Below are 18,019 nucleotides of genomic sequence, written 5' to 3'. Positions count from 1 at the left end.
GGTCAACGGCTCTCTGCCGGCTGCGGCGAATTGTGCACAGGCAGCACCGGATCGCCAATGGCGAATCTGGCTGACCTTGGGGCAGGGCAGGACGGTTCGACCCGCCGAAAGGCCTTGGATCGGGGATGCCTCATCCGCCAAGCGGATGCGCCTCGGGCAGCGCGATGCGGGCCACCTGTTCGGCGATGGGATCGACGGACAGGGGATGGGTCTCGCCGCTGTGATCCTCGGGCCGGCCGATGTCCTGCCAGGTGCCGTTCTTGTAGATCTCGAGCGCGCCGAAGTTGGCCTTGTAACCCATCTTGCGGCTGCCCGGCACCCAGTAGCCGAGGTAGACGTAGGGAAGCCCCATCGAGCGGGCGATCTCGATATGGTCGAGGATGATGTAGGTGCCCAGGCTGTCGGCCACGCGGTCGGGCTCGTAGAAGCTGTAGACCATCGAGAGCCCGTCATCGAGCACGTCGGTCAGGCAGACCGCGGTCAGGACGCGCGGACCCTTGGTGCCGCCGGGGCGGGCCGAATACTCGATGACGCGGCTTTTCACCGGCGTCTCCTCGATCATCGCGGCGAATTCGAAGATGTCCATGTCGGCCATGCCGCCGTCGGCGTGCCGGCTGTCGAGGTAGCGGCGGAAGAGCGCGAACTGGTCTTCCGTCGCCCAGGGGCTGGTGGCATCGCGCCTCAGATCGGCATTGCGCCGCAGCGTGCGCCGCTGGCTCTTGTTCGGTGTGAAGTCGGCCACGCGGATGCGGGCCGAAAGGCACGCCGTGCATTCCGCGCAGGACGGGCGGTAAAGCACGTTCTGCGACCGGCGGAATCCCTGCTTCGACAGCGCGTCATTCAGCCGCCGGGCATTCTCGCCCTGCAGCGCGGTGAACAGCTTCCGCTCCGACCGCCCGTCGAGATAGGGGCAGGGCTGGGGCGCCGTCACATAGAACTGGGGCGCGATGGGAAGCGTGTGGCGCATGGTCCTGGCCGTTGTGCATCAGGCGGAACGTTAGCAAGGGAGTTCGCTTCCGCCAAGCCCCTCGTCACGGCAACTCCCGTCCGGCAAGCGGCAAGGGGCGGCCCGAAGGCCGCCCCATATCCGTCCGTCGCGTCGCGCGCGCCGATCAATAGCTGCCGCGGCTGCCGTCTTTCTCTTCGTCGCCGCCGTCGCGTTCCCGCGCGGCGCGGGCGCGCTCGTCAAGGTACTGGTCGAACTCGGACTTGTCCTTGCTCTCGCGCAGACGTTTGAGGAAGGCCTCGAACTCCTCCTGCTCGCGCTCCAGCCGGTCGAGCGTGTCGGCCTTGTAGGCGTCGAAGGCGGTGTTGCCGGAAGACCGGAACCCGTGCCGGCGGGCTCCCGCCCAGCGGCTGTCGTGGTGGCGGCTGCGGCTGCAGGAGTGTCCGAACATGCGCTTGCTCCAGATCATGTAGGCCAGAAGGGCGATCCCCAGCGGCCAGAATACGATGAAGGCCAGGACCGTGGCGGCGATCCATGCGCCCTTGCCCCGTTCGTCCAGCCAGGTCTCGGCCCGGGCGGGCCAAGCCGCGATCGTCGTCATCTTGCGTCCTCCGCGTTGAATGTGAATGTCTTTCACATGACCGAAGATCGGAGCGCCGGGGGCCTCTGTCAAGACATGAAGTAAATTAATTTAACATCACCGCTGCGCCGCTACTGCTGAACGAAATCCGCCGGTGTCGCGCCGGTGATCTCCAGAAGCTTCTGCGGGGCGATGGCGAAGATGTGGCGCGGGGTTCCGGCGGCGGCCCAGACCTCGGCGAAGTCGAGGAGCCGCGGGTCGAAGAAGGCCTGCAAGGGCGCGATCAGGCCGACGGGCGCGACGCCGCCGATGGCAAAGCCGGTCTCGGCGCGGACAAGGTCGGCATCCGCCCGCCCCAGCGCCTGACCGGCCAGCGCGCTTGCCCGGCCGGGATCGACCCGGTTGCCGCCGGCGGTGATGAAAAGGACGACATGGCCCGAGGCCTCGCCACGGAAGATGATCGACTTCGCGATCTGGTCGAGCGCGCAGCCCGCAGCCGCCGCGGCCTCTTCCGCGGTGCGGGTCGATCCCGGCATCTCGACGACACGGACATCGACCCCGGCTTCGGCCAGTGCGTTCTCCACCCGTTTCAGGCTCTTGCTCATCGCGCTCTTCCCTCTGACACCCCGGCATCCCATGGCCGCCATCCCATGCGCGCGCGGGAAGTGCAATGCCCGCCCGCCGCGGGGCGCGCCCGTTGACCCCGCCGCGGCGGCCGCTACTGTGCGCCCCATGACCTTCGCCTCGCGCCTGACCCGCTGCCCCATCCCGCACGACCCCGCCCGCACCGAGGCGCCGCGCGCGCGCTTTGCGGGCCTTGCGCCCGAGTTGCGCGCGCTTCTGGAGGGGACGGCCGGGTGCAGCCCCTATCTTGCCGGCCTGATGACGCGCGAGGCCGACTGGATCGAGGCGGCGCTGGCAGGGAGCCCCGAGGACGCGCTCGATGACGCGCTTTCCCTTGGCGAAGGTCAGGGGAGCGAGGCGCTCGGCAGCGCGCTGCGGCAGGCCAAGGCTCGGGTGGCGCTGCTCGCCGGGCTGGCAGACCTCGGCGGCGTCTGGCGGCTGGAGGAGGTGACGGGCGCGCTGACCCGGCTGGCCGACACTGCCGTGGCGCGCGCGATGACGGCGCTGGTGGCCGACGACATCCGCCGCGGACGCATCCCCGGCGCGGGCCCCGACGATGCCGCCACCGCCGCGGGCCTCGTCTCCATCGCCATGGGCAAGACCGGGGCGGGGGAGCTGAACTATTCCTCCGACATCGACCTGATTTGCCTGTTCGACGACACCCGCTTCGACGCGGGCGACGTGCAGGACGCGCGCGCGGCCTTCATCCGCATCGTCCGGCGCATGACCGCGATTCTGTCGGACTTGACGCCCGAGGGCTACGTCTTCCGCACCGACCTGCGCCTGCGCCCCGATGCCTCGGTCACGCCGGTCTGCATCTCGATGGGGGCCGCCGAACAGTATTACGAGGCGCAGGGCCGCACCTGGGAACGCGCGGCCTACATCAAGGCGCGCGCCGCCTCGGGCGACATCGCGGCGGGGGAGCGGTTCCTGGCCGCGCTGACCCCCTTTGTCTGGCGCCGGCACCTCGACTTCGCGGCGATCCAGGACGCACACGACATGCGGCTCAGGATCCGCGACCACAAGGGCCTGCACGGGCGCTCCTCGCTCGAGGGGCGCGACCTGAAGCTCGGCCCCGGCGGCATCCGCGAGATCGAGTTCTTCACCCAGACCCGGCAGTTGATCGCGGGTGGGCGCGACCCCGACCTGCGCCAGCGCGATACCGTGGGCGCGCTGGCGGCGCTGGCCTGGAAGGGCTGGATCACCGAAGCCGCGGCGGTGGAACTGACGCGCCACTACCGCGACCACCGCGAGGTCGAACACCGCCTGCAGATGGTCGGCGACGCGCAGACCCACGCGCTGCCGGTCACGCCCGAAGGGCTCGACGTGATCGCCCGGATGATGGGTGAGGGCGACACCGACGCCTTCCGCCGGGTGCTGCGCGACCGGCTCGACCGGGTGGCGGAACTGACCGAAAGCTTCTTCGCGCCGGGCGAGGCGCGCGCTGCCCCGCAGGTCCGACCCGAGATGCAGGCGGTCGTTGACGGCTGGCGCGCCTATCCCGCGCTGCGCTCCGAACGCGCGGTGCGCATCTTCAAGCGGGTGGAGCCGGAAATCCTCTCCCGCCTCGACCGCGCGGCCAATCCCGACGAGGCGCTGGGCCAGTTCGACGGCTTCCTGCGCGGACTGCCCGCCGGGGTGCAGCTTTTTTCACTGTTCGAGGCCAATCACCAGTTGATCGACCTCATCGTCGACGTTTGCGCAACGGCACCGGCGCTCGCCGCCTATCTCTCGCGCAATGCGGGCGTGCTCGACGCGGTGATCGGCGGCGATTTTTTCGCCCCCTGGCCGGGCCTTCCGGCGCTTCGGGCCGAGCTTGACGCGCGCCTGGGCGAGATCCCGGATTATGAGCGCAAGCTCGACGCCGCGCGGCGCTGGGCCAAGGAATGGCATTTCCGGGTGGGCGTGCACCACCTGCGCGGGCTGATCGACGCGCAGGCGGCGGGGCGCGAATACGCCGAACTGGCCGAGGCCTGCCTTGCGGCGCTCTGGCCGCCCTGCGTGGCCGAATTCGCGCGCAAGCACGGGGCGCCCCCGGGACGGGGCGCGGTGGTGATGGGCATGGGTTCGCTCGGCGCCGAACGTCTGAACGCGGCCTCCGACCTCGACCTGATCGTGATATACGACGCGGACGGGGTCGACGCCTCGGACGGGCCGCGCCCGCTGGCTGCGCGGCAGTACTACGCGCGCCTCACGCAGGCGCTGGTCACCGCGCTGACCGCGCAGATGTCGGAAGGGCACCTCTACGAGGTCGACATGCGCCTGCGCCCCTCGGGCCGGCAGGGGCCGGTCGCGACCGCGCTGACGGGGTTCCGCGACTACCAGATGAACGAGGCCTGGACCTGGGAGCATCTGGCGCTGACGCGGGCGCGGCCAGTGGCGGGCTCGCCCGAGCTGGCCGCCGACGTGGAGGCGATCCGGCGCGAGGTTCTGGCGTCCAAGGCGGGCGGCGCGGCGGTGCGCGCCGACGTGGCCGGAATGCGCGAGCGCATCTTCGCCGCCAAGGCCCCCGATGGTGACTGGGAGGCCAAGATCGGCCCCGGCCGCCTGCAGGACCTGGAACTGCTGGCGCAGACGGTGACGCTTCTGGCCGCCGATCCCGCCCGCCGGGTCGAGGCGCAGTTGCGCGCCGGCCTGCGCGCGGGGCTGCTGACGAAGGAGGAGGAGGCGGCGCTGCAATCGGGATACCGCTTCCTCTGGCGGCTTCAGGCGGGCGGGCGGCTCCTCAGCGACCGGCCCCTCGACATGGCCGCACTGGGCGAGGGCGGGCGAGCCTTCCTGCTGCGCGAGACGGGCACGCCGGATCTGGATGGACTCCGCACCCGTCTGGCCGATACTGTCGCAACCGTCGCAGCGATCGTCGGGCGCCACTTGCCGCTGCCCGGCGGCTGATCGGACGGAGCGGAAATGGCGAGGAAAGTCATGGAGATGTCGAAGGCCGATCCGAAGGGGCTGGTGCGCGAAAGCTACGCGATCGAGGGGATCACGCTGGGCGAGTGCCGGTCGATCTTCGTCGACTGGGCGCTGAGCATTGCTCCCGGCACCGACCCGCGAGAGGCGCTCAGGGTGCTGATCGCGACCTACGGGCCGGGCCGGGCCGATCACCCGATGACCGGCGTGCTGGAGGCGGGCCTGAGCGAGGCGCCGAGCGCCGCCCGCCGGGGCGGGCGCGCCGGACGGCTGGGCGCGCGCGGCTAGCCGCGGGCGCAGGTCTGGCGCGGGCGATGCTCAGGGCAGGGCAGGTTCGCGCGCCGCTGCCTCAAGCGCGGCGACGTCGAGCTTGACCATGTCCTGCATGGTCAGCAGCACCCGCGCCGCGACGGCATCGCCTTCGGCCAGAAGGCGGGGCAGGGCGGTCGGCACGATCTGCCAGCTCAGGCCCCAGCGGTCAGTCAGCCAGCCGCAGCGCAGGGGCGTGCCGCCGTCCGAGAGCGCCGACCAGAGCCGGTCGATCTCGCCCTGACCCTCGGCGAGGATCTGGATCGAGACGGCCGGCGACAGGTGGTAATGCGGCCCACCGTTCATCGCGATGTAGCGCTGGCCCTTCAACTGGAACTCGACCAGGAACGGATCGGCCTGTTTTCCCGCGCCGTGCAGGGGATGGATCTTGAGGATCCGGCTTTCCGGGAGCAGATCGACGTAGAAACGTGCAGCTTCTTCGGCGCCGGACGGGTACCAAAGGCAGGTGCAGACACTGGCCATTGCGCAACCTCTGTGGTCGATTCCGGTCACGTTAACCTTTTGGCCACCTTTTCGCCACAATTTCGTGATGGAAATGCAGGTCGGGGGCGCGGTTGACGAGTGGCAGAATGAACCGGCACAGGATCTGGCGCCGCCCCGCGGCGATCGCGGTGGCGCTTTTCTTTCCCCTCACGGTCCTGGGCTTTCCCGCGCTCATGTCGCACGCGAGTTTCGACGAGCCGCCGGCCTCCGTCCTGGCCTGGGCGATCTACATCGCGCTGTTCGGGTTTTCGGTGAACGCCGCCTGCCGCCATATCTATGATCCGGTGCCGGAACCGGATGAGCCCGACCGCGAGGTCCAACGGCTTCTCTCCCTGCGCCGCCATCGCGGGCGCTATTCCGTCCTTGCCGCCTCGGCGGGGCTGGTGATCTGTGTCGCAGCCCTGTTTCAGGGTGACAGTGGATTGCCAGGTCTTGGCGTGATTTCAATAGCCTATACGGTCATGTTGATGCTCGCCTGGCTGGCGGTCAGCCTGGCGGCGAGCGACCGCGCCGTGCACGAGGCGCTGGCACGGCGGGGTGCGGCGCAGCCCGAGGCGCCTCAGCACGGCAGGGCCGCCGCCTCGCGCGCCAGGGACTCGATCGCGGCCCAGTCGCCGGCGGCGACACGGTCGCCGGGGGCGACCCAGCTTCCGCCGACGCAAAGGACGTTGGCGAGGGCCAGGTAGTCGGGCGCGGTTTTCAGGCCGATGCCCCCCGTGGGGCAGAAGCGCACTTGGGGCAGCGGCGAGGCGAGCGCGCCAAGCGCCTTCGCGCCGCCGATCGCCTCGGCCGGGAAGAACTTCTGCACCGTGTAGCCGCGCTCCAGGAGCGACATCACCTCGGAGGCCGTGGCGGCACCGGGCAGGAGCGGCAGATCAGCCTCGGCGCAGGCGTCGAGGAGCCGGTCGGTGGCCCCCGGCGAGACGCCGAAGCGCGCGCCCGCGGCCTTGGCGGCCTTCACGTCGGCGGGCGTAAGCAGCGTGCCGGCCCCCACCACCCCGCCCGGCACCTCGGCCATGGCGCGGATCGCGTCGAGTGCGGCGGGCGTTCGCAGCGTGACCTCGAGCGCGGGCAACCCGCCCGCGACCAGCGCGCGGGCGAGGTCGGCCGCCGTCGTCGCGTCCTTGAGCACGAGAACGGGCACGACCGGGGCCAGCGCGCAGATCTCGGCGGCGTGGCGGCTTTGTTCGGCGGGCGTCATGGCGTTGTCCTTTCGGCGGTGCGCCGGTGGCAGGCGGAGGAGCCTCCGGCGGGAGTATTTGGGCCAGAATGAAAGCGCGGGGGCAAGGGTTTCCGCGACCTCAGACGACCAGTGCGCCGCCGGTCTCGGCGGGGCCTGCGTGGGTGCGGAAGACCTCGAACAGTTCGCGCCCGATGCCGTGGCGGTTGGCCGACAGATCGGCCTGAACCGGGGCGCGCGCCGCGAAGTCGGGGACCAGCGCCTCGATCGTGCCGGCGACCGCGTCGACGCGCAGGATGTCGCCATCGCAGAGCCGCGCGAGCGGGCCGCCGACCGCGGCCTCGGGGCTGACGTGGATCGCGGCCGGGACCTTGCCGGAGGCGCCCGACATCCGCCCGTCGGTGACAAGCGCCACCTTCAGCCCGCGGTCCTGCAGGACGGAGAGCGTGGGGGTGAGCGAGTGCAACTCCGGCATGCCGTTGGCGCGCGGGCCCTGGAAGCGGACGACGACCACGCAATCGGCGGTGAACTCGCCGCGCTTGAAGGCCGCCTTGACCTCGTCCTGGCTGGCGAAGATGCGGGCCGGCGCCTCGATCACATGGCGTTCGGGGGCGACGGCGGAGACCTTCATCACCCCGCGCCCGAGGTTGCCAGCCAGCTGCTTCAGCCCGCCCGAGGGCTGGAACGGGTCGGCCGCGGGGCGCAGGACCTTGTCGTTCAGGCTTTCGCGCGGCCCCTCGGCCCAGGCGAGCGTGCCGCTCTGCAGCGTCGGTTCCTGCGCATAGCGGGAAAGACCGCCGCCCGCGACGGTGCGCACATCCTCGTGCAAAAGCCCCGCCGAGAGCAGTTCGCCGATCATGAAGGCCAGCCCGCCCGCGGCGTGGAAATGGTTCACGTCGGCCAGCCCGTTCGGATAGACCCGCGCCATCAGCGGCACCGCGTCCGAGAGGGCCGCGAAGTCGTCGAGGTCGAGCAGGATCCCCGCCGCCCGCGCCATCGCCGGCAGGTGCAGCACCAGGTTCGTCGACCCGCCCGTGGCCATCAGCCCGACGATCCCGTTGACGAAGGCGCGTTCGTCGAGGATCTCGCCCGCGGGCGTGTAGTCGTTGCCAAGCGCGGTGATCGCGGCCGCGCGGGCCACCGCCGCCTCGGTCAGCGCCTCGCGCAGCGGTGTGCCGGGGTTGACGAAGGAGGCGCCGGGCAGGTGCAGGCCCATGAACTCCATCAGCATCTGGTTGGTGTTTGCCGTGCCGTAGAAGGTGCAGGTGCCCGGCCCGTGGTAGGAGGCCATCTCCGCCGCCATCAGTTCGGCCCGCCCGACCTCGCCGGTGGCGAATTTCTGGCGCACCTTCGACTTCTCGTCGTTGGGCAGTCCGCTTGTCATCGGGCCCGCGGGCACGAAGACCGCGGGCACATGGCCGAAGGTCGCCGCCGCCATGATCAGTCCCGGCACGATCTTGTCGCAGATGCCGAGGTAGAGGGCGGCGTCGTAGCAGTTGTGGCTCATCGCCACCCCGGCGGCGAGCGCGATCACGTCGCGGGAGAAAAGCGACAGCTCCATCCCCGGCTGGCCTTGCGTGACGCCATCGCACATCGCCGGCACCCCGCCCGCGACCTGCGCGGTGGCGCCCGCGCGGCGGGCGGCGGCGCGGATGCGCTCGGGATAATGCTCGTAGGGCTGATGCGCCGAGAGCATGTCGTTGTAGGCGGTGACGATGCCGATGTTGGGCTGACGCGCCTCGGCCAACGCCGTCTTGTCCGCGCCCATCGCGGCATAGGCATGGGCCTGGTTGCCGCAGCTCAGATGCGCGCGCGCCGGACCCGCCTCGGCCGCATGGCGGATCCGGTCGAGATAGGCGCCGCGGCTCTCGGCGGAACGGGCGCGGATACGGTCTGTGACGGCGGCAATCGTGGGATGGAGCGGCATCGGGCCCTCTCTGGTCAGTCGCGGCGTGTCTAGCACATCAAGTTAGCGCTAACAACGCTGGAATCAACACATGCCGCCGGTGCATGGCGGACATTCGCGAATGGCGGTGGCGGGGGGCCGGCGCCGGGCCTAAGTCTGGGGCAACCCGCCACCCGTGACAGGAGCATACCATGCCCGCGCCCGCCGACCGCAACGAGAATCCCTCCATGGCCGAGATTGTCGCCCGCGCCCACCAGATGCGCGCCGAGGCGCTGTCGGGGGCCTTCGGCACCGCGTTCCACGCGCTGGCCACCGCGTTCCACGCGCTTGCCAACGCCTTCGGCCGGGTCTTCGCCCGCCGCGGGGCCAGCGCGGCCCGCCGCGTGATCCGCAGCGCGGTGCACTGAGGCGGCCCACTGAGGCTGATTGCCGGGTGCGCCCTGCGCGGCGCGCCCTTTCGCCCCGGCCGCGAACCGATTAAGGGAAGGCAAACCAGATCGGATCCTTCCCATGAGCGACAGCCCCCTTCCCGTCGTCCGCCTGCGCCCCAAGGCCGAGGCCCGCGCCATTCGCCACGGCTTTCCCTGGGTCTATGCCGACGAACTGGTGACCGACCGGCGCACCTCGAACCTCGCCCCCGGTGCCTTCGCCGTGCTTGAGGACAGCGAGCGGCGGCCCCTGGCCCTCGTCACCGTCAACGTGCAGTCGAAGATCATCGCCCGCGTGATGGACCGCGATCCGGGCGCCACCATCGACCGCGCCTGGCTTTCCGCCCGCATCGCCCGCGCGGCTGCCCTGCGCGACCGTCTCCATGACGCGCCCTTCTACCGCCTTGTCCATGCCGAGGCAGACGGCCTGCCCGGCGTCGTCATCGACCGCTTCGGCGATGCGGCGGTGATCCAGCCCAACGCCGCCTGGGCCGAGACGATGATCGACGACCTTGCCGCCGCATTGGCCGATGTCACCGGCGTCACCGCGATCGTCAAGAACGGCACCGGCCGGTCGCGCGGGCTCGAGGGTCTGGCCGAGGAAACCGCACTTCTCTCGGGGCGGATCGAGGCGCCGGTCGCGGTGCCGATGAACGGCGCCACCTACATGGCCGACATTCTCGGCGGGCAGAAGACCGGGCTTTTCTACGACCAGCGCCCCAACCACGCCTTCGCGCAGCGCCTGGCCCGCGGCGCGCGCGTCCTTGACGTCTTCGCCCATGTCGGCGGCTTCTCGCTCGCGGCGCTGGCGGGCGGGGCCGAAAGCGCGCTCGCCGTCGATTCCTCCGCCGCCGCCCTGGCGCTCGCCGAGGCTGGCGCCCTGGCCGGCGGCACCGCCGGTCGCTTCACCACCCGCCAGGGCGATGCCTTCGCGGCGATGGAGGCGCTGGCGGCCGAGGGTGCGCGCTTTGACCTCGTGGTCTGCGATCCGCCCGCCTTTGCGCCCTCGAAACAGGCGCTGGAGGCGGGCCTGCGCGCCTATGAGCGCGTCGCGCGGCTCGCCGCGCCGCTGGTGGCGCCGGGCGGGTTCCTGGCGCTCTGCTCCTGCTCTCACGCCGCCGACCTGACGCAGTTCCGCAACGCCTCCGCCCGCGGTATCGGGCGCGGCGGCCGGCGCGGGCAGCTTCTCCACACCGGCTATGCCGGCCCCGACCACCCGATGCTCCCGCAACTGGCCGAAAGCGGCTACCTCAAGGCGCTGTTCTTCCGGCTCGACGGATGAAGGCGCTGCTGGACGCCTGCGTCCTTTACCCGACCGTCCTGCGCGAAATTCTCCTCAGCGTCGCGGCCCGCGGGCTCTACACCCCGCTCTGGTCCGACCGCATCCTCGAGGAATGGGCGCGTGCCACCCGCAAGCTCGGCCCCGGCGCCGAAGAGATCGCGCGGGGCGAGATCGCGGCCCTCCGCGCGGCCTTTCCGCGCGCCACCGTCGCCGAACGCCCCGGCCTTGCCGCGCGGCTCCACCTGCCCGACGTCAACGACATCCATGTGCTCGCCGCCGCCATCGCCGGGGGCGCGGATGCCATCGTCACCTTCAACGCCGCCGACTTCCCCCGCCAGACGCTGGCGGAGGAGGGGATCGCGCGGCTCGACCCCGACCGCTTCCTCCTTGACCTCTGGCAGGCCGCGCCCGACCCGGTCGCCACCGCTGTCGAGACGGTCCGCGCCCGCGCCGAGGAACTCTCGGGCGAACCGCAGCCGCTGCGCGCCCTGCTCAAACGCGCAAAGCTTCCGCGCCTCGGCAAGGCACTCGCCCCCACCGGCTGACGCGACCCCGACCGCCCTTTCATTCTGGCCCAAATACTCCCGCCGGAGGCTCCCGCCGCCGGCCTCAGGCGCGCGGGTCGGGGGGGGCAAGCCCCCAGCGCCGCTCGTTCGCCTCGATCGCGGCGATGCGCGCCTCGGTGTCGGGGTGGCTGGCCAGCCAGACGGCGGGGCGGCGCCCCTCGGTCCCGGTCAGCCGGCCCAGCTTGACGAACAGCGACTTCTGCGGCGCGGTCCCGATCCCCGCCTTGACCAGCAGTGCCGAGGCCCATTCGTCGGCCTCGAACTCGTCCTGCCGGCTCAACCGGGCGGCCAGAAGGGTGGTCAGGAAGTTGGCGACGTAGAACCCGACCCCCGGCAGAAGCCGGCCGAGAACCGTCGCCAGCACCACGCGCACCGCGTTCTGGCCGGAAAAGTCGATCATCCGGCGCCGGGCATGGCCAAGCGCCACGTGGCCCATCTCGTGCGCGACGACGCTGGCCATCTCCTCGCCCGTGACCTCGCCCGCGCGGAACTTCTCGACGAAGCCGCGGGTCAGGAAGATGCGCCCGTCCGGCGCGGCCAGCCCGTTCACCGGCGCGATCTCGTAGACGCGGACCGGCACCTGCCTGAGGCCGAGGGGGGCGGCCAGCCGGTCGATAACCCGCAACAGCGCGGGATCGTCCAGCGGGCGTGACTGCGCGTCCAGCATCCGCCGCGTGCGCCAGGCGGAGAAGTGGTAGAGCACAAGGCCGTACAGGACAGCCAGAAGGATCGGGGCAAGCCGCAACATGCCCCAGATATGGGGCAGCGCATGCGGGAAGAAAAGCCGCGATCACGCCCGCGCCCTGCCGGCGCGCGCAATCAGGACAACGCCTTCACCGCCCGGCCGATCCCGTCGAGCGTGAGGGGGAACATCGCGCCCTCGAAGATCGTGCGGATCATCCCCACCGACTGCGTATGTGCCCAGTAGCGTTCGGGGAGCGGGTTCAGCCAGGCATTCGCCGGCCATTGCGCCCGCGCGCGCCCGAGCCAGACCTGCCCGGCCTCGGCGTTCCAGTGTTCGTTCGCGCCGCCGGGGTGGGCGATCTCGTAGGGCGACATCGAGGCATCGCCGACAAAGATCGCCTTGTAGTCCGCGCCATAGGTGCGCAGCACCTCGGGCGTTGGCGTCTGGTCGTTCCAGCGGCGGCGGTTGTCGCGCCAGACGCCTTCGTAAAGGCAGTTGTGGAAGTAGAAATGTTCGAGGTGCTTGAACTCGGACCGCGCGGCGCTGAACAGTTCCTCCACCAGGCGCACATGAGGGTCCATGGAGCCGCCGATGTCGAGAAACAGCAGGACCTTGACCGCATTGTGCCGCTCGGGCCGGGTCTGGACGTCCAGATAGCCGTGTTCGGCGGTGGCGCGGATGGTGCCGGGCAGGTCCAGCTCCTCCGCCGCGCCCTCGCGCGCCCAGCGGCGCAGGCGCTTCAGCGCCACCTTGATGTTGCGCGTGCCCAGTTCCACCGTGTCGTCGAGGTTGCGGAACTCGCGCTTGTCCCAGACCTTGACGGCGCGCTGGTGGCGGCTTTCCTCCTGGCCGATGCGCACCCCCTCGGGGTTGTAGCCCTGGGCGCCGAAGGGCGAGGTACCGGCGGTGCCGATCCACTTCGACCCGCCCTGGTGCCGGCCCTTCTGTTCCTCAAGGCGTTTCTTCAGCGTTTCCATTAGCTTGTCGAATCCGCCTAAAGCTTCGACCTCGGCCTTTTCGGCCTCTGTCAGGGTCCGTTCGAGGAGTTTTTCCAGCCAGTCGCGCGGCAGGTCCACCGCCTCCAGCACCTCTTCGGGCGTGATCGCCTCAAGCCCGCGGAAGGCCTCGGCGAAGGCGCGGTCGAAGCGGTCGAGGTGGCGTTCGTCCTTCACCATGGCGGTGCGGGCGAGGTAGTAGAAGGTTTCGACCTCGTAGGTCGCCAGCCCCGCCGCCATCCCTTCGAGAAACCCCAGGTATTCGCGCAGCGACACCGGAATTCCGGTCCTGCGCAGGGCTTCGAAGAAGGGCAGGAACATGGCTTAGCCCATGCGGCCGATGATCAGTGTGACGAACAGGCCGATCAGCGCGAAAATGATAGCGTGAACAATGGCATACTGCCATTTGTCAAAGCTGTTTCCGCCGCGGCGGCCGGCCCGGACCCAGCCGAGGGCGGCGCCGAGGAGAAAGCCCGCGATCACGATCATGACTGAGGTCCCCTTGCCAGTCTTTCCAGGGCGCTGAAACTCGCCTCGAAGTTGGCGATGTCCTGCCCGGAGCCGAAGCCATAGCGCGCCCAGCCCAGGCTGTCGAGACGCAGCGCCTCGGCCTCGCCGGTACGGCCGAGAAGGCGGAGCGCGGCGGCTTCGGTGCGCAGCAGTTCGGCCAGAAGGGCGGCGTTCTCCGACCGCCGCGCCGCGGGCATGGCGGCGCGGGCGATCTCGATCGCCGCACGGGCATCGCCGCGGCTGAGCGCGAAGGTGGCCAGCGGCAGGTCGGTCTGGGCGCGCTGGATGTCGGCCCCCGGGATCGCCTGGAAGGCGGCGCGCGCGCCGAGGAAGGCGGCCTGCGCGGCGGCGGCGTCGCGCGACTGGATCAGCCGGCCGAAGGCGTAAAGCGCGAATCCCGTGCGCTCGTCGCGCCAGCCGCGGGCCTGGACGATGGCGACGGCGCGCGCCGCCGCACTGCGCCGGGCGGCCAGCGACCCGCGCGGGCCGAGCGCGGATTCCATGGCGCGCACGAAGGCGCGCGGCGTCGGCGGGGGGGCCGCCGGGCCTGACTTTTCACCGGCCGGGTTCAGCCGCGCGAGGATCGCCGGCAGACGCGCGGCCACGGCGCCGCGGGTCATGCCATTCGCCAGTTCCGGCGCATAGTGGGCGCGCAGCATCAGCATGTCGAAGCCGGTCAGGACGGTGTGGAAGTTGTCGTCGTTGAAGACGGAATCGGGCAGTTCATAGAGGTCGTTGAGCGGGCCGAGCGCCTGGGCGATCTCTTCGTGCAGGCAGTCGCGAATCTCCTGCGGGGCGGTGTCGGCGGGGATGAACACCGCCACCCGTTCGCGGCGCTGCAGGCGCGTCCAGTCGGTCGCGCCCGAGCGCCCGAGCGCGCGGTACTCGGCCCAGGACGACACCCCCGGCTCGACGAAGCAGGCGGCCTGCGGCACCTGTGCCTGCATGGTGCGTCGGGGCAGGAACTCGACGGTGATCGCCGCCGGACCGGCGGTCTGGAAGATGTCGATCCCCGCCTCGGACCGCAGCCGGTCGAGGAGCCGCGCGAGGTCCGGCCCCGCCGTGGGCGGCACCGCCCCGGTCAGTGCGACCGGGATCGGCCCGTCGAACCGGGTCAGCACTGGCAGATCCTCTCCGGTCTCGAGCCGGAAGGCGAGGTCGAGGAAGTTGCGCGCCATCTCGGCGTTCGGGCGCAGCGGGCGCTGCGGCACGCTTTCGCCGAAAAACCGCATCGGCGGCAGGTCGAAGGCCGGCGCGCGGGACGCCGAGGGCGCGGGGGGCGCGGGCGGCGGCGGCACGCAGGCGGCCAGGAGCGCCAGGGCGGCAAGGGGGGCGAGAAGGGCGCGCATCAGGGGCGGTTGTACTCGATGAAGGGGGTCTTCACGCCGATGCGGTCGTAAAGCCGGCGGGCGGTGTGGTTGAAGTCTTGCGTCAGCCAGTAGACCGAGGCGGCGCCCTGCGCGTCAGCGGCGGCATAGACCGCCTCGATCAGGGCGCGCCCGATGCCCAGGCCGCGCACGTCCGGGTCGGCGTAGAGATCCTGCAGGTAGCAGGTGTCGGCGACCGACCAGCAACTGCGGTGGAAGAGGTAATGCGCGAGCCCCACCGCCCGGCCGCTCCGGAGCGCCAGCAGGCCGCGGTATTCGCCCGGCAGGCCCGATGTGAGGCGCGCGAAGGTGGTGGCGAAGACCTCTTCGGGCAGATCGGTTTCGTAGAAGGCCAGATAGTCGCGCCACAGCCGACGCCAGTCGGGCTCGTCCGTCGGTGCGATGGCGCGAATGATGAGCGGCTCGGTCATGGGGTCCTCCGGCGGGGCCACGCTAGCGCGCCGGCGCGGCGGGCGCAAACCTTCGCGGGGGGTGTGCGGCGGGTTTCGGCGGGAAGGCGCACCCTCTAGCGCGCCCGCGCCATGAAGGCGAGCCGTTCGAAAAGCGCCACGTCCTGCTCGTTCTTCAGAAGTGCCCCGTGCAGCTTCGGCAACAGATGCCGCGGGTCGCGCGTCAGGTCCTCGGGCGCCAGATCCTCGGCCAGGATCAGCTTGAGCCAGTCGAGCACCTCCGAGGTCGAGGGCTTCTTCTTCAGCCCCGGCGTCTCGCGGATCTCGTAGAAGCGGGTCAGCGCCTCGGCCAGAAGCCGTTCCTTGATCTGCGGGAAATGCACCGCGACGATGCGCCTCAGCGTCTCGGCCTCGGGGAAGCGGATGTAGTGGAAGAAGCAGCGCCTGAGGAAGGCGTCCGGCAGTTCCTTTTCGTTGTTCGAGGTGATGATGACGACCGGGCGGTGGCGCGCGCGGATCGTCTCGCCCGTCTCGTAGACGTGGAACTCCATCCGGTCGAGTTCCTGCAGAAGGTCGTTCGGAAACTCGATGTCGGCCTTGTCGATCTCGTCGATGAGGAGGACGACCTTGCCCCCGGCCTCGAACGCCTGCCAGAGCTTGCCCTTGCGGATGTAGTTGCGGACGTCGTGCACCCGTTCGTCTCCCAGCTGGCTGTCGCGGAGCCGGCTGACGGCGTCGTATTCGTAAAGCCCCTGCTGCGCCTTGGTCGTCGACTTGACGTGCCATTCGATCAGCGGCAGGCCAAGCGCGCCGGCGACCTGGCGCGCGAGTTCGGTCTTGCCGGTGCCGGGCTCGCCCTTGACCAGCAACGGACGTTCGAGCGTGACGGCGGCGTTGACCGCGACGGTCAGATCCTCGGTCGCAACGTAATTCGCCGTTCCGTGAAATTTCATCAGCTTGTGTCTCCGCAGCGGGCAGATGCCCAGATGCAGAGATACGCGCGTCATCAAAATGCCGCAAGGCGGGGTGAGAGCTAGTGACAACCCCCCGCGGTTAGGCTAATGGAGCGCCCGAGGAGAGCCGGATGACGATTGCAGCAATGACAAACGGCTCCGCAGGCAGGATGGGAGCAGAGATGAAGGCAGAAATCTTTCTTCCCGAAGACTATCGTCCCGCCGAGGACGAGCCCTTCATGAACGAGCGGCAACTCGAATACTTCCGCCGCAAGCTGACCGCCTGGAAGGGTGAGCTTCTGGAGCAGTCGGCCGAGACGCTCGAAGGTCTTCAGGACAGCGCGCGCAACGTGCCCGACCTGGCCGACCGCGCGAGCGAGGAGACCGACCGCGCGCTGGAACTGCGGACCCGCGACCGCCAGCGCAAGCTGGTGGCCAAGATCGACGCGGCGCTCAGGCGGATCGAGAACGGCGAATACGGCTACTGCGAGATGACCGGGGAACCGATCTCTCTCAAGCGGCTGGATGCCCGCCCGATCGCGACGATGACGCTCGAGGCGCAGGAACGGCACGAACGGCGCGAGCGCGTGCATCGCGACGACTGACCCCGGCGGCCGGGGCTGGCAGAATTCGGCGCCGGGGCCCTGGTGGCTCCGGCGTCCCTGTTTCCGGAGGGTGGCGTGAGCGCGCGCAGGATCACGATCGTCGGGGCGGGCATCGCGGGGCTTGCCGTCGCGCGGGCGCTGGCGCTGCGCGGGGCGGAGGTGACCGTCCTTGAGCAGGCGCCCGAGATTCGCGAGGTCGGCGCGGGCCTTCAGATCACGCCGAACGGACACCGCGTGATCGAGGCGCTGGGCCTTGGCGGCGAGGCCGCGCAGGAGGGGCAGCGCGCCGAGGCGGTCGAACTGGTCGATGGCGAAAGCGGGGGCAGGGTGCTGCGCCTCGATCTGTTGCAGCAGCGACCGGGATCGCCGTTCCGCTTTTTCCACCGCGCCGACCTGATCGGCATGCTTGCGAACGGCGCGCGCGCCGCCGGCGTCGAGATCCGGCTTTTGCAGAAGATCGACAGCGTCACCCTGGGCGATGGCCCCCCGCGGATCCGGACCGCGCTGGGCGACGAGGTCGAGACGGACATCCTGATCGGCGCCGACGGCCTGCATTCGAAGGTGCGCGAGGCGCTGAACGGCAGGGTTGCGCCCTTCTTCACCCATCAGGTCGCCTGGCGCGCGACACTGCCCGCCGACCCCGGCATCCGCCCGGTGGCGCAGGTCTTCATGGGGGCGGGGCGGCACGTGGTCAGCTATCCGCTCCGCGGCGGGCACCTGCGCAATGTCGTGGCCGTGGAGGAGCGGCGCCACTGGGCCGAGGAAAGCTGGTCCTTGACCGACGATCCCCTCGCCCTGCGCATCGCGTTCGAGGATTTCGTGCCCGAGGTGCGCGGCTGGCTGGACCGGATCGAGCGGCCAAACCTCTGGGGCCTTTTCCGACACCCGGTGGCCGTGCGCTGGCACGGTGGGGGCGCTGTGATTCTTGGCGATGCCGCCCATCCGACGCTGCCATTCCTGGCGCAGGGCGCCAACATGGCGCTCGAGGATGCATGGGTGCTGGCCGATTGCCTGATGTCCTTCAAGGCGCCCGAGGATGGCTTCGCCGACTATCACGCCCGGCGCGCGGCGCGCGTGCGCCGGATCGTGGAGGCCGCGAATGCCAACGCGAAGAACTATCACATGTCGGGCCTGCGCCGCGACCTTGCCCACGGGCTGCTCCGTGTGCTGGACCGCTTTGCCCCCGCGACCATGCTCAACCGCTTCGACTGGCTCTACGGCGCCGACGTGACCCGCAACGGCTGAGCCGCCGCCACCCC

The 18,019-nt window shown here is 70.6% G+C and carries 19 protein-coding genes; 7 read left to right on the top strand and 12 right to left on the bottom strand.

The features are described from left to right. Positions 1–130: 130 nt before the first annotated feature. The 3 genes from N5I32_RS06425 to N5I32_RS06415 all read right to left on the bottom strand — a co-directional run bounded on the left by N5I32_RS06425 (position 131) and on the right by N5I32_RS06415 (position 2,131). Positions 131–967 (bottom strand): arginyltransferase, encoded by an 837-nt coding sequence (locus N5I32_RS06425; protein ID WP_261494562.1) that lies wholly within the window; start codon positions 965–967, stop codon positions 131–133. A 145-nt stretch (positions 968–1,112) separates the two neighbouring features. Next, positions 1,113–1,547, bottom strand: a complete 435-nt coding sequence (locus N5I32_RS06420) for a DUF2852 domain-containing protein (protein ID WP_261494561.1) — start codon at positions 1,545–1,547, stop codon at positions 1,113–1,115. 110 nt (positions 1,548–1,657) lie between these two features. Then, positions 1,658–2,131: a YbaK/EbsC family protein gene (locus tag N5I32_RS06415; protein WP_261494560.1), complete on the bottom strand. Its 474-nt coding sequence runs from the start codon at positions 2,129–2,131 to the stop codon at positions 1,658–1,660. A gap of 127 nt (positions 2,132–2,258) precedes the next feature. Here N5I32_RS06415 and N5I32_RS06410 point away from each other — a divergent pair, with 127 nt between their 5' ends. Both N5I32_RS06410 and N5I32_RS06405 read left to right on the top strand, forming a co-directional pair. Continuing rightward, positions 2,259–5,042 carry a [protein-PII] uridylyltransferase family protein gene (locus N5I32_RS06410; protein ID WP_261494559.1) on the top strand — a complete coding sequence of 928 codons (2,784 nt, stop codon included), beginning with the start codon at positions 2,259–2,261 and terminating at the stop codon, positions 5,040–5,042. A 30-nt stretch (positions 5,043–5,072) separates the two neighbouring features. Next, entirely contained in the window at positions 5,073–5,348 is a 276-nt protein-coding gene (locus N5I32_RS06405) for a hypothetical protein (RefSeq protein ID WP_261495950.1), read from the top strand. 30 nt (positions 5,349–5,378) lie between these two features. On the opposite strand, the gene N5I32_RS06400 is transcribed toward N5I32_RS06405, so the two are convergent. The 3 genes from N5I32_RS06400 to edd all read right to left on the bottom strand — a co-directional run bounded on the left by N5I32_RS06400 (position 5,379) and on the right by edd (position 8,980). Further along, positions 5,379–5,852, bottom strand: a complete 474-nt coding sequence (locus tag N5I32_RS06400) for a VOC family protein (protein WP_261494558.1) — start codon at positions 5,850–5,852, stop codon at positions 5,379–5,381. Between the two features lie 580 nt (positions 5,853–6,432). Then, entirely contained in the window at positions 6,433–7,074 is a 642-nt protein-coding gene (eda, locus tag N5I32_RS06395) for a bifunctional 4-hydroxy-2-oxoglutarate aldolase/2-dehydro-3-deoxy-phosphogluconate aldolase (protein WP_261494557.1), read from the bottom strand. A gap of 100 nt (positions 7,075–7,174) precedes the next feature. Continuing rightward, entirely contained in the window at positions 7,175–8,980 is a 1,806-nt protein-coding gene (gene edd / locus N5I32_RS06390) for a phosphogluconate dehydratase (RefSeq protein WP_261494556.1), read from the bottom strand. A gap of 170 nt (positions 8,981–9,150) precedes the next feature. Here edd and N5I32_RS06385 point away from each other — a divergent pair, with 170 nt between their 5' ends. The 3 genes from N5I32_RS06385 to N5I32_RS06375 all read left to right on the top strand — a co-directional run bounded on the left by N5I32_RS06385 (position 9,151) and on the right by N5I32_RS06375 (position 11,214). Further along, the gene (locus N5I32_RS06385; RefSeq protein ID WP_261494555.1) at positions 9,151–9,366 is read left to right on the top strand and encodes an RSP_7527 family protein; all 216 of its coding nucleotides are present in this window, start codon (positions 9,151–9,153) and stop codon (positions 9,364–9,366) included. Between the two features lie 103 nt (positions 9,367–9,469). Then, positions 9,470–10,669 carry an RSP_2647 family RNA methyltransferase gene (locus tag N5I32_RS06380; RefSeq protein WP_261494554.1) on the top strand — a complete coding sequence of 400 codons (1,200 nt, stop codon included), beginning with the start codon at positions 9,470–9,472 and terminating at the stop codon, positions 10,667–10,669. Continuing rightward, entirely contained in the window at positions 10,666–11,214 is a 549-nt protein-coding gene (locus tag N5I32_RS06375) for an RSP_2648 family PIN domain-containing protein (RefSeq protein WP_261494553.1), read from the top strand. Before N5I32_RS06380 ends, N5I32_RS06375 begins: the two co-directional genes overlap by 4 nt. A 64-nt stretch (positions 11,215–11,278) precedes the next feature. Here the strand turns inward: N5I32_RS06375 and N5I32_RS06370 are convergent, their stop codons facing one another. The 6 genes from N5I32_RS06370 to N5I32_RS06345 all read right to left on the bottom strand — a co-directional run bounded on the left by N5I32_RS06370 (position 11,279) and on the right by N5I32_RS06345 (position 16,155). After that, positions 11,279–11,983 carry a M48 family metallopeptidase gene (locus N5I32_RS06370; RefSeq protein WP_261494552.1) on the bottom strand — a complete coding sequence of 235 codons (705 nt, stop codon included), beginning with the start codon at positions 11,981–11,983 and terminating at the stop codon, positions 11,279–11,281. Positions 11,984–12,054: 71 nt separating this feature from the next. Beyond that, positions 12,055–13,236, bottom strand: a complete 1,182-nt coding sequence (locus N5I32_RS06365; protein WP_261494551.1) for a vWA domain-containing protein — start codon at positions 13,234–13,236, stop codon at positions 12,055–12,057. A 3-nt stretch (positions 13,237–13,239) separates the two neighbouring features. Next, on the bottom strand, positions 13,240–13,404 hold the full coding sequence (locus N5I32_RS06360; RefSeq protein ID WP_261494550.1) for a hypothetical protein: 165 nt from the start codon (positions 13,402–13,404) through the stop codon (positions 13,240–13,242). Continuing rightward, complete coding sequence (locus N5I32_RS06355) at positions 13,401–14,774, bottom strand: DUF2927 domain-containing protein (protein ID WP_261494549.1); 1,374 nt, start codon at positions 14,772–14,774, stop codon at positions 13,401–13,403. Before N5I32_RS06355 ends, N5I32_RS06360 begins: the two co-directional genes overlap by 4 nt. Beyond that, positions 14,774–15,223, bottom strand: coding sequence for a GNAT family N-acetyltransferase (locus tag N5I32_RS06350; protein WP_261494548.1), 450 nt, complete (start codon positions 15,221–15,223; stop codon positions 14,774–14,776). The genes N5I32_RS06355 and N5I32_RS06350 overlap by 1 nt, the downstream gene beginning before the upstream one ends. A 95-nt stretch (positions 15,224–15,318) precedes the next feature. Beyond that, positions 15,319–16,155, bottom strand: coding sequence for an AAA family ATPase (locus N5I32_RS06345; protein ID WP_261494547.1), 837 nt, complete (start codon positions 16,153–16,155; stop codon positions 15,319–15,321). A gap of 182 nt (positions 16,156–16,337) precedes the next feature. Here N5I32_RS06345 and dksA point away from each other — a divergent pair, with 182 nt between their 5' ends. Together dksA and N5I32_RS06335 are read left to right on the top strand one after the other, a co-directional pair. Then, positions 16,338–16,760: an RNA polymerase-binding protein DksA gene (dksA, locus tag N5I32_RS06340; protein ID WP_261495948.1), complete on the top strand. Its 423-nt coding sequence runs from the start codon at positions 16,338–16,340 to the stop codon at positions 16,758–16,760. 75 nt (positions 16,761–16,835) lie between these two features. Then, entirely contained in the window at positions 16,836–18,005 is a 1,170-nt protein-coding gene (locus tag N5I32_RS06335; RefSeq protein ID WP_261494546.1) for an FAD-dependent oxidoreductase, read from the top strand. The last annotated feature ends 14 nt before the right edge of the window (positions 18,006–18,019 follow it).

Source organism: Albidovulum sediminis (assembly GCF_025380365.1).
GTDB lineage: Bacteria > Pseudomonadota > Alphaproteobacteria > Rhodobacterales > Rhodobacteraceae > Albidovulum > Albidovulum sediminis.
This window is presented reverse-complemented; position numbering and strand designations above follow the sequence as displayed.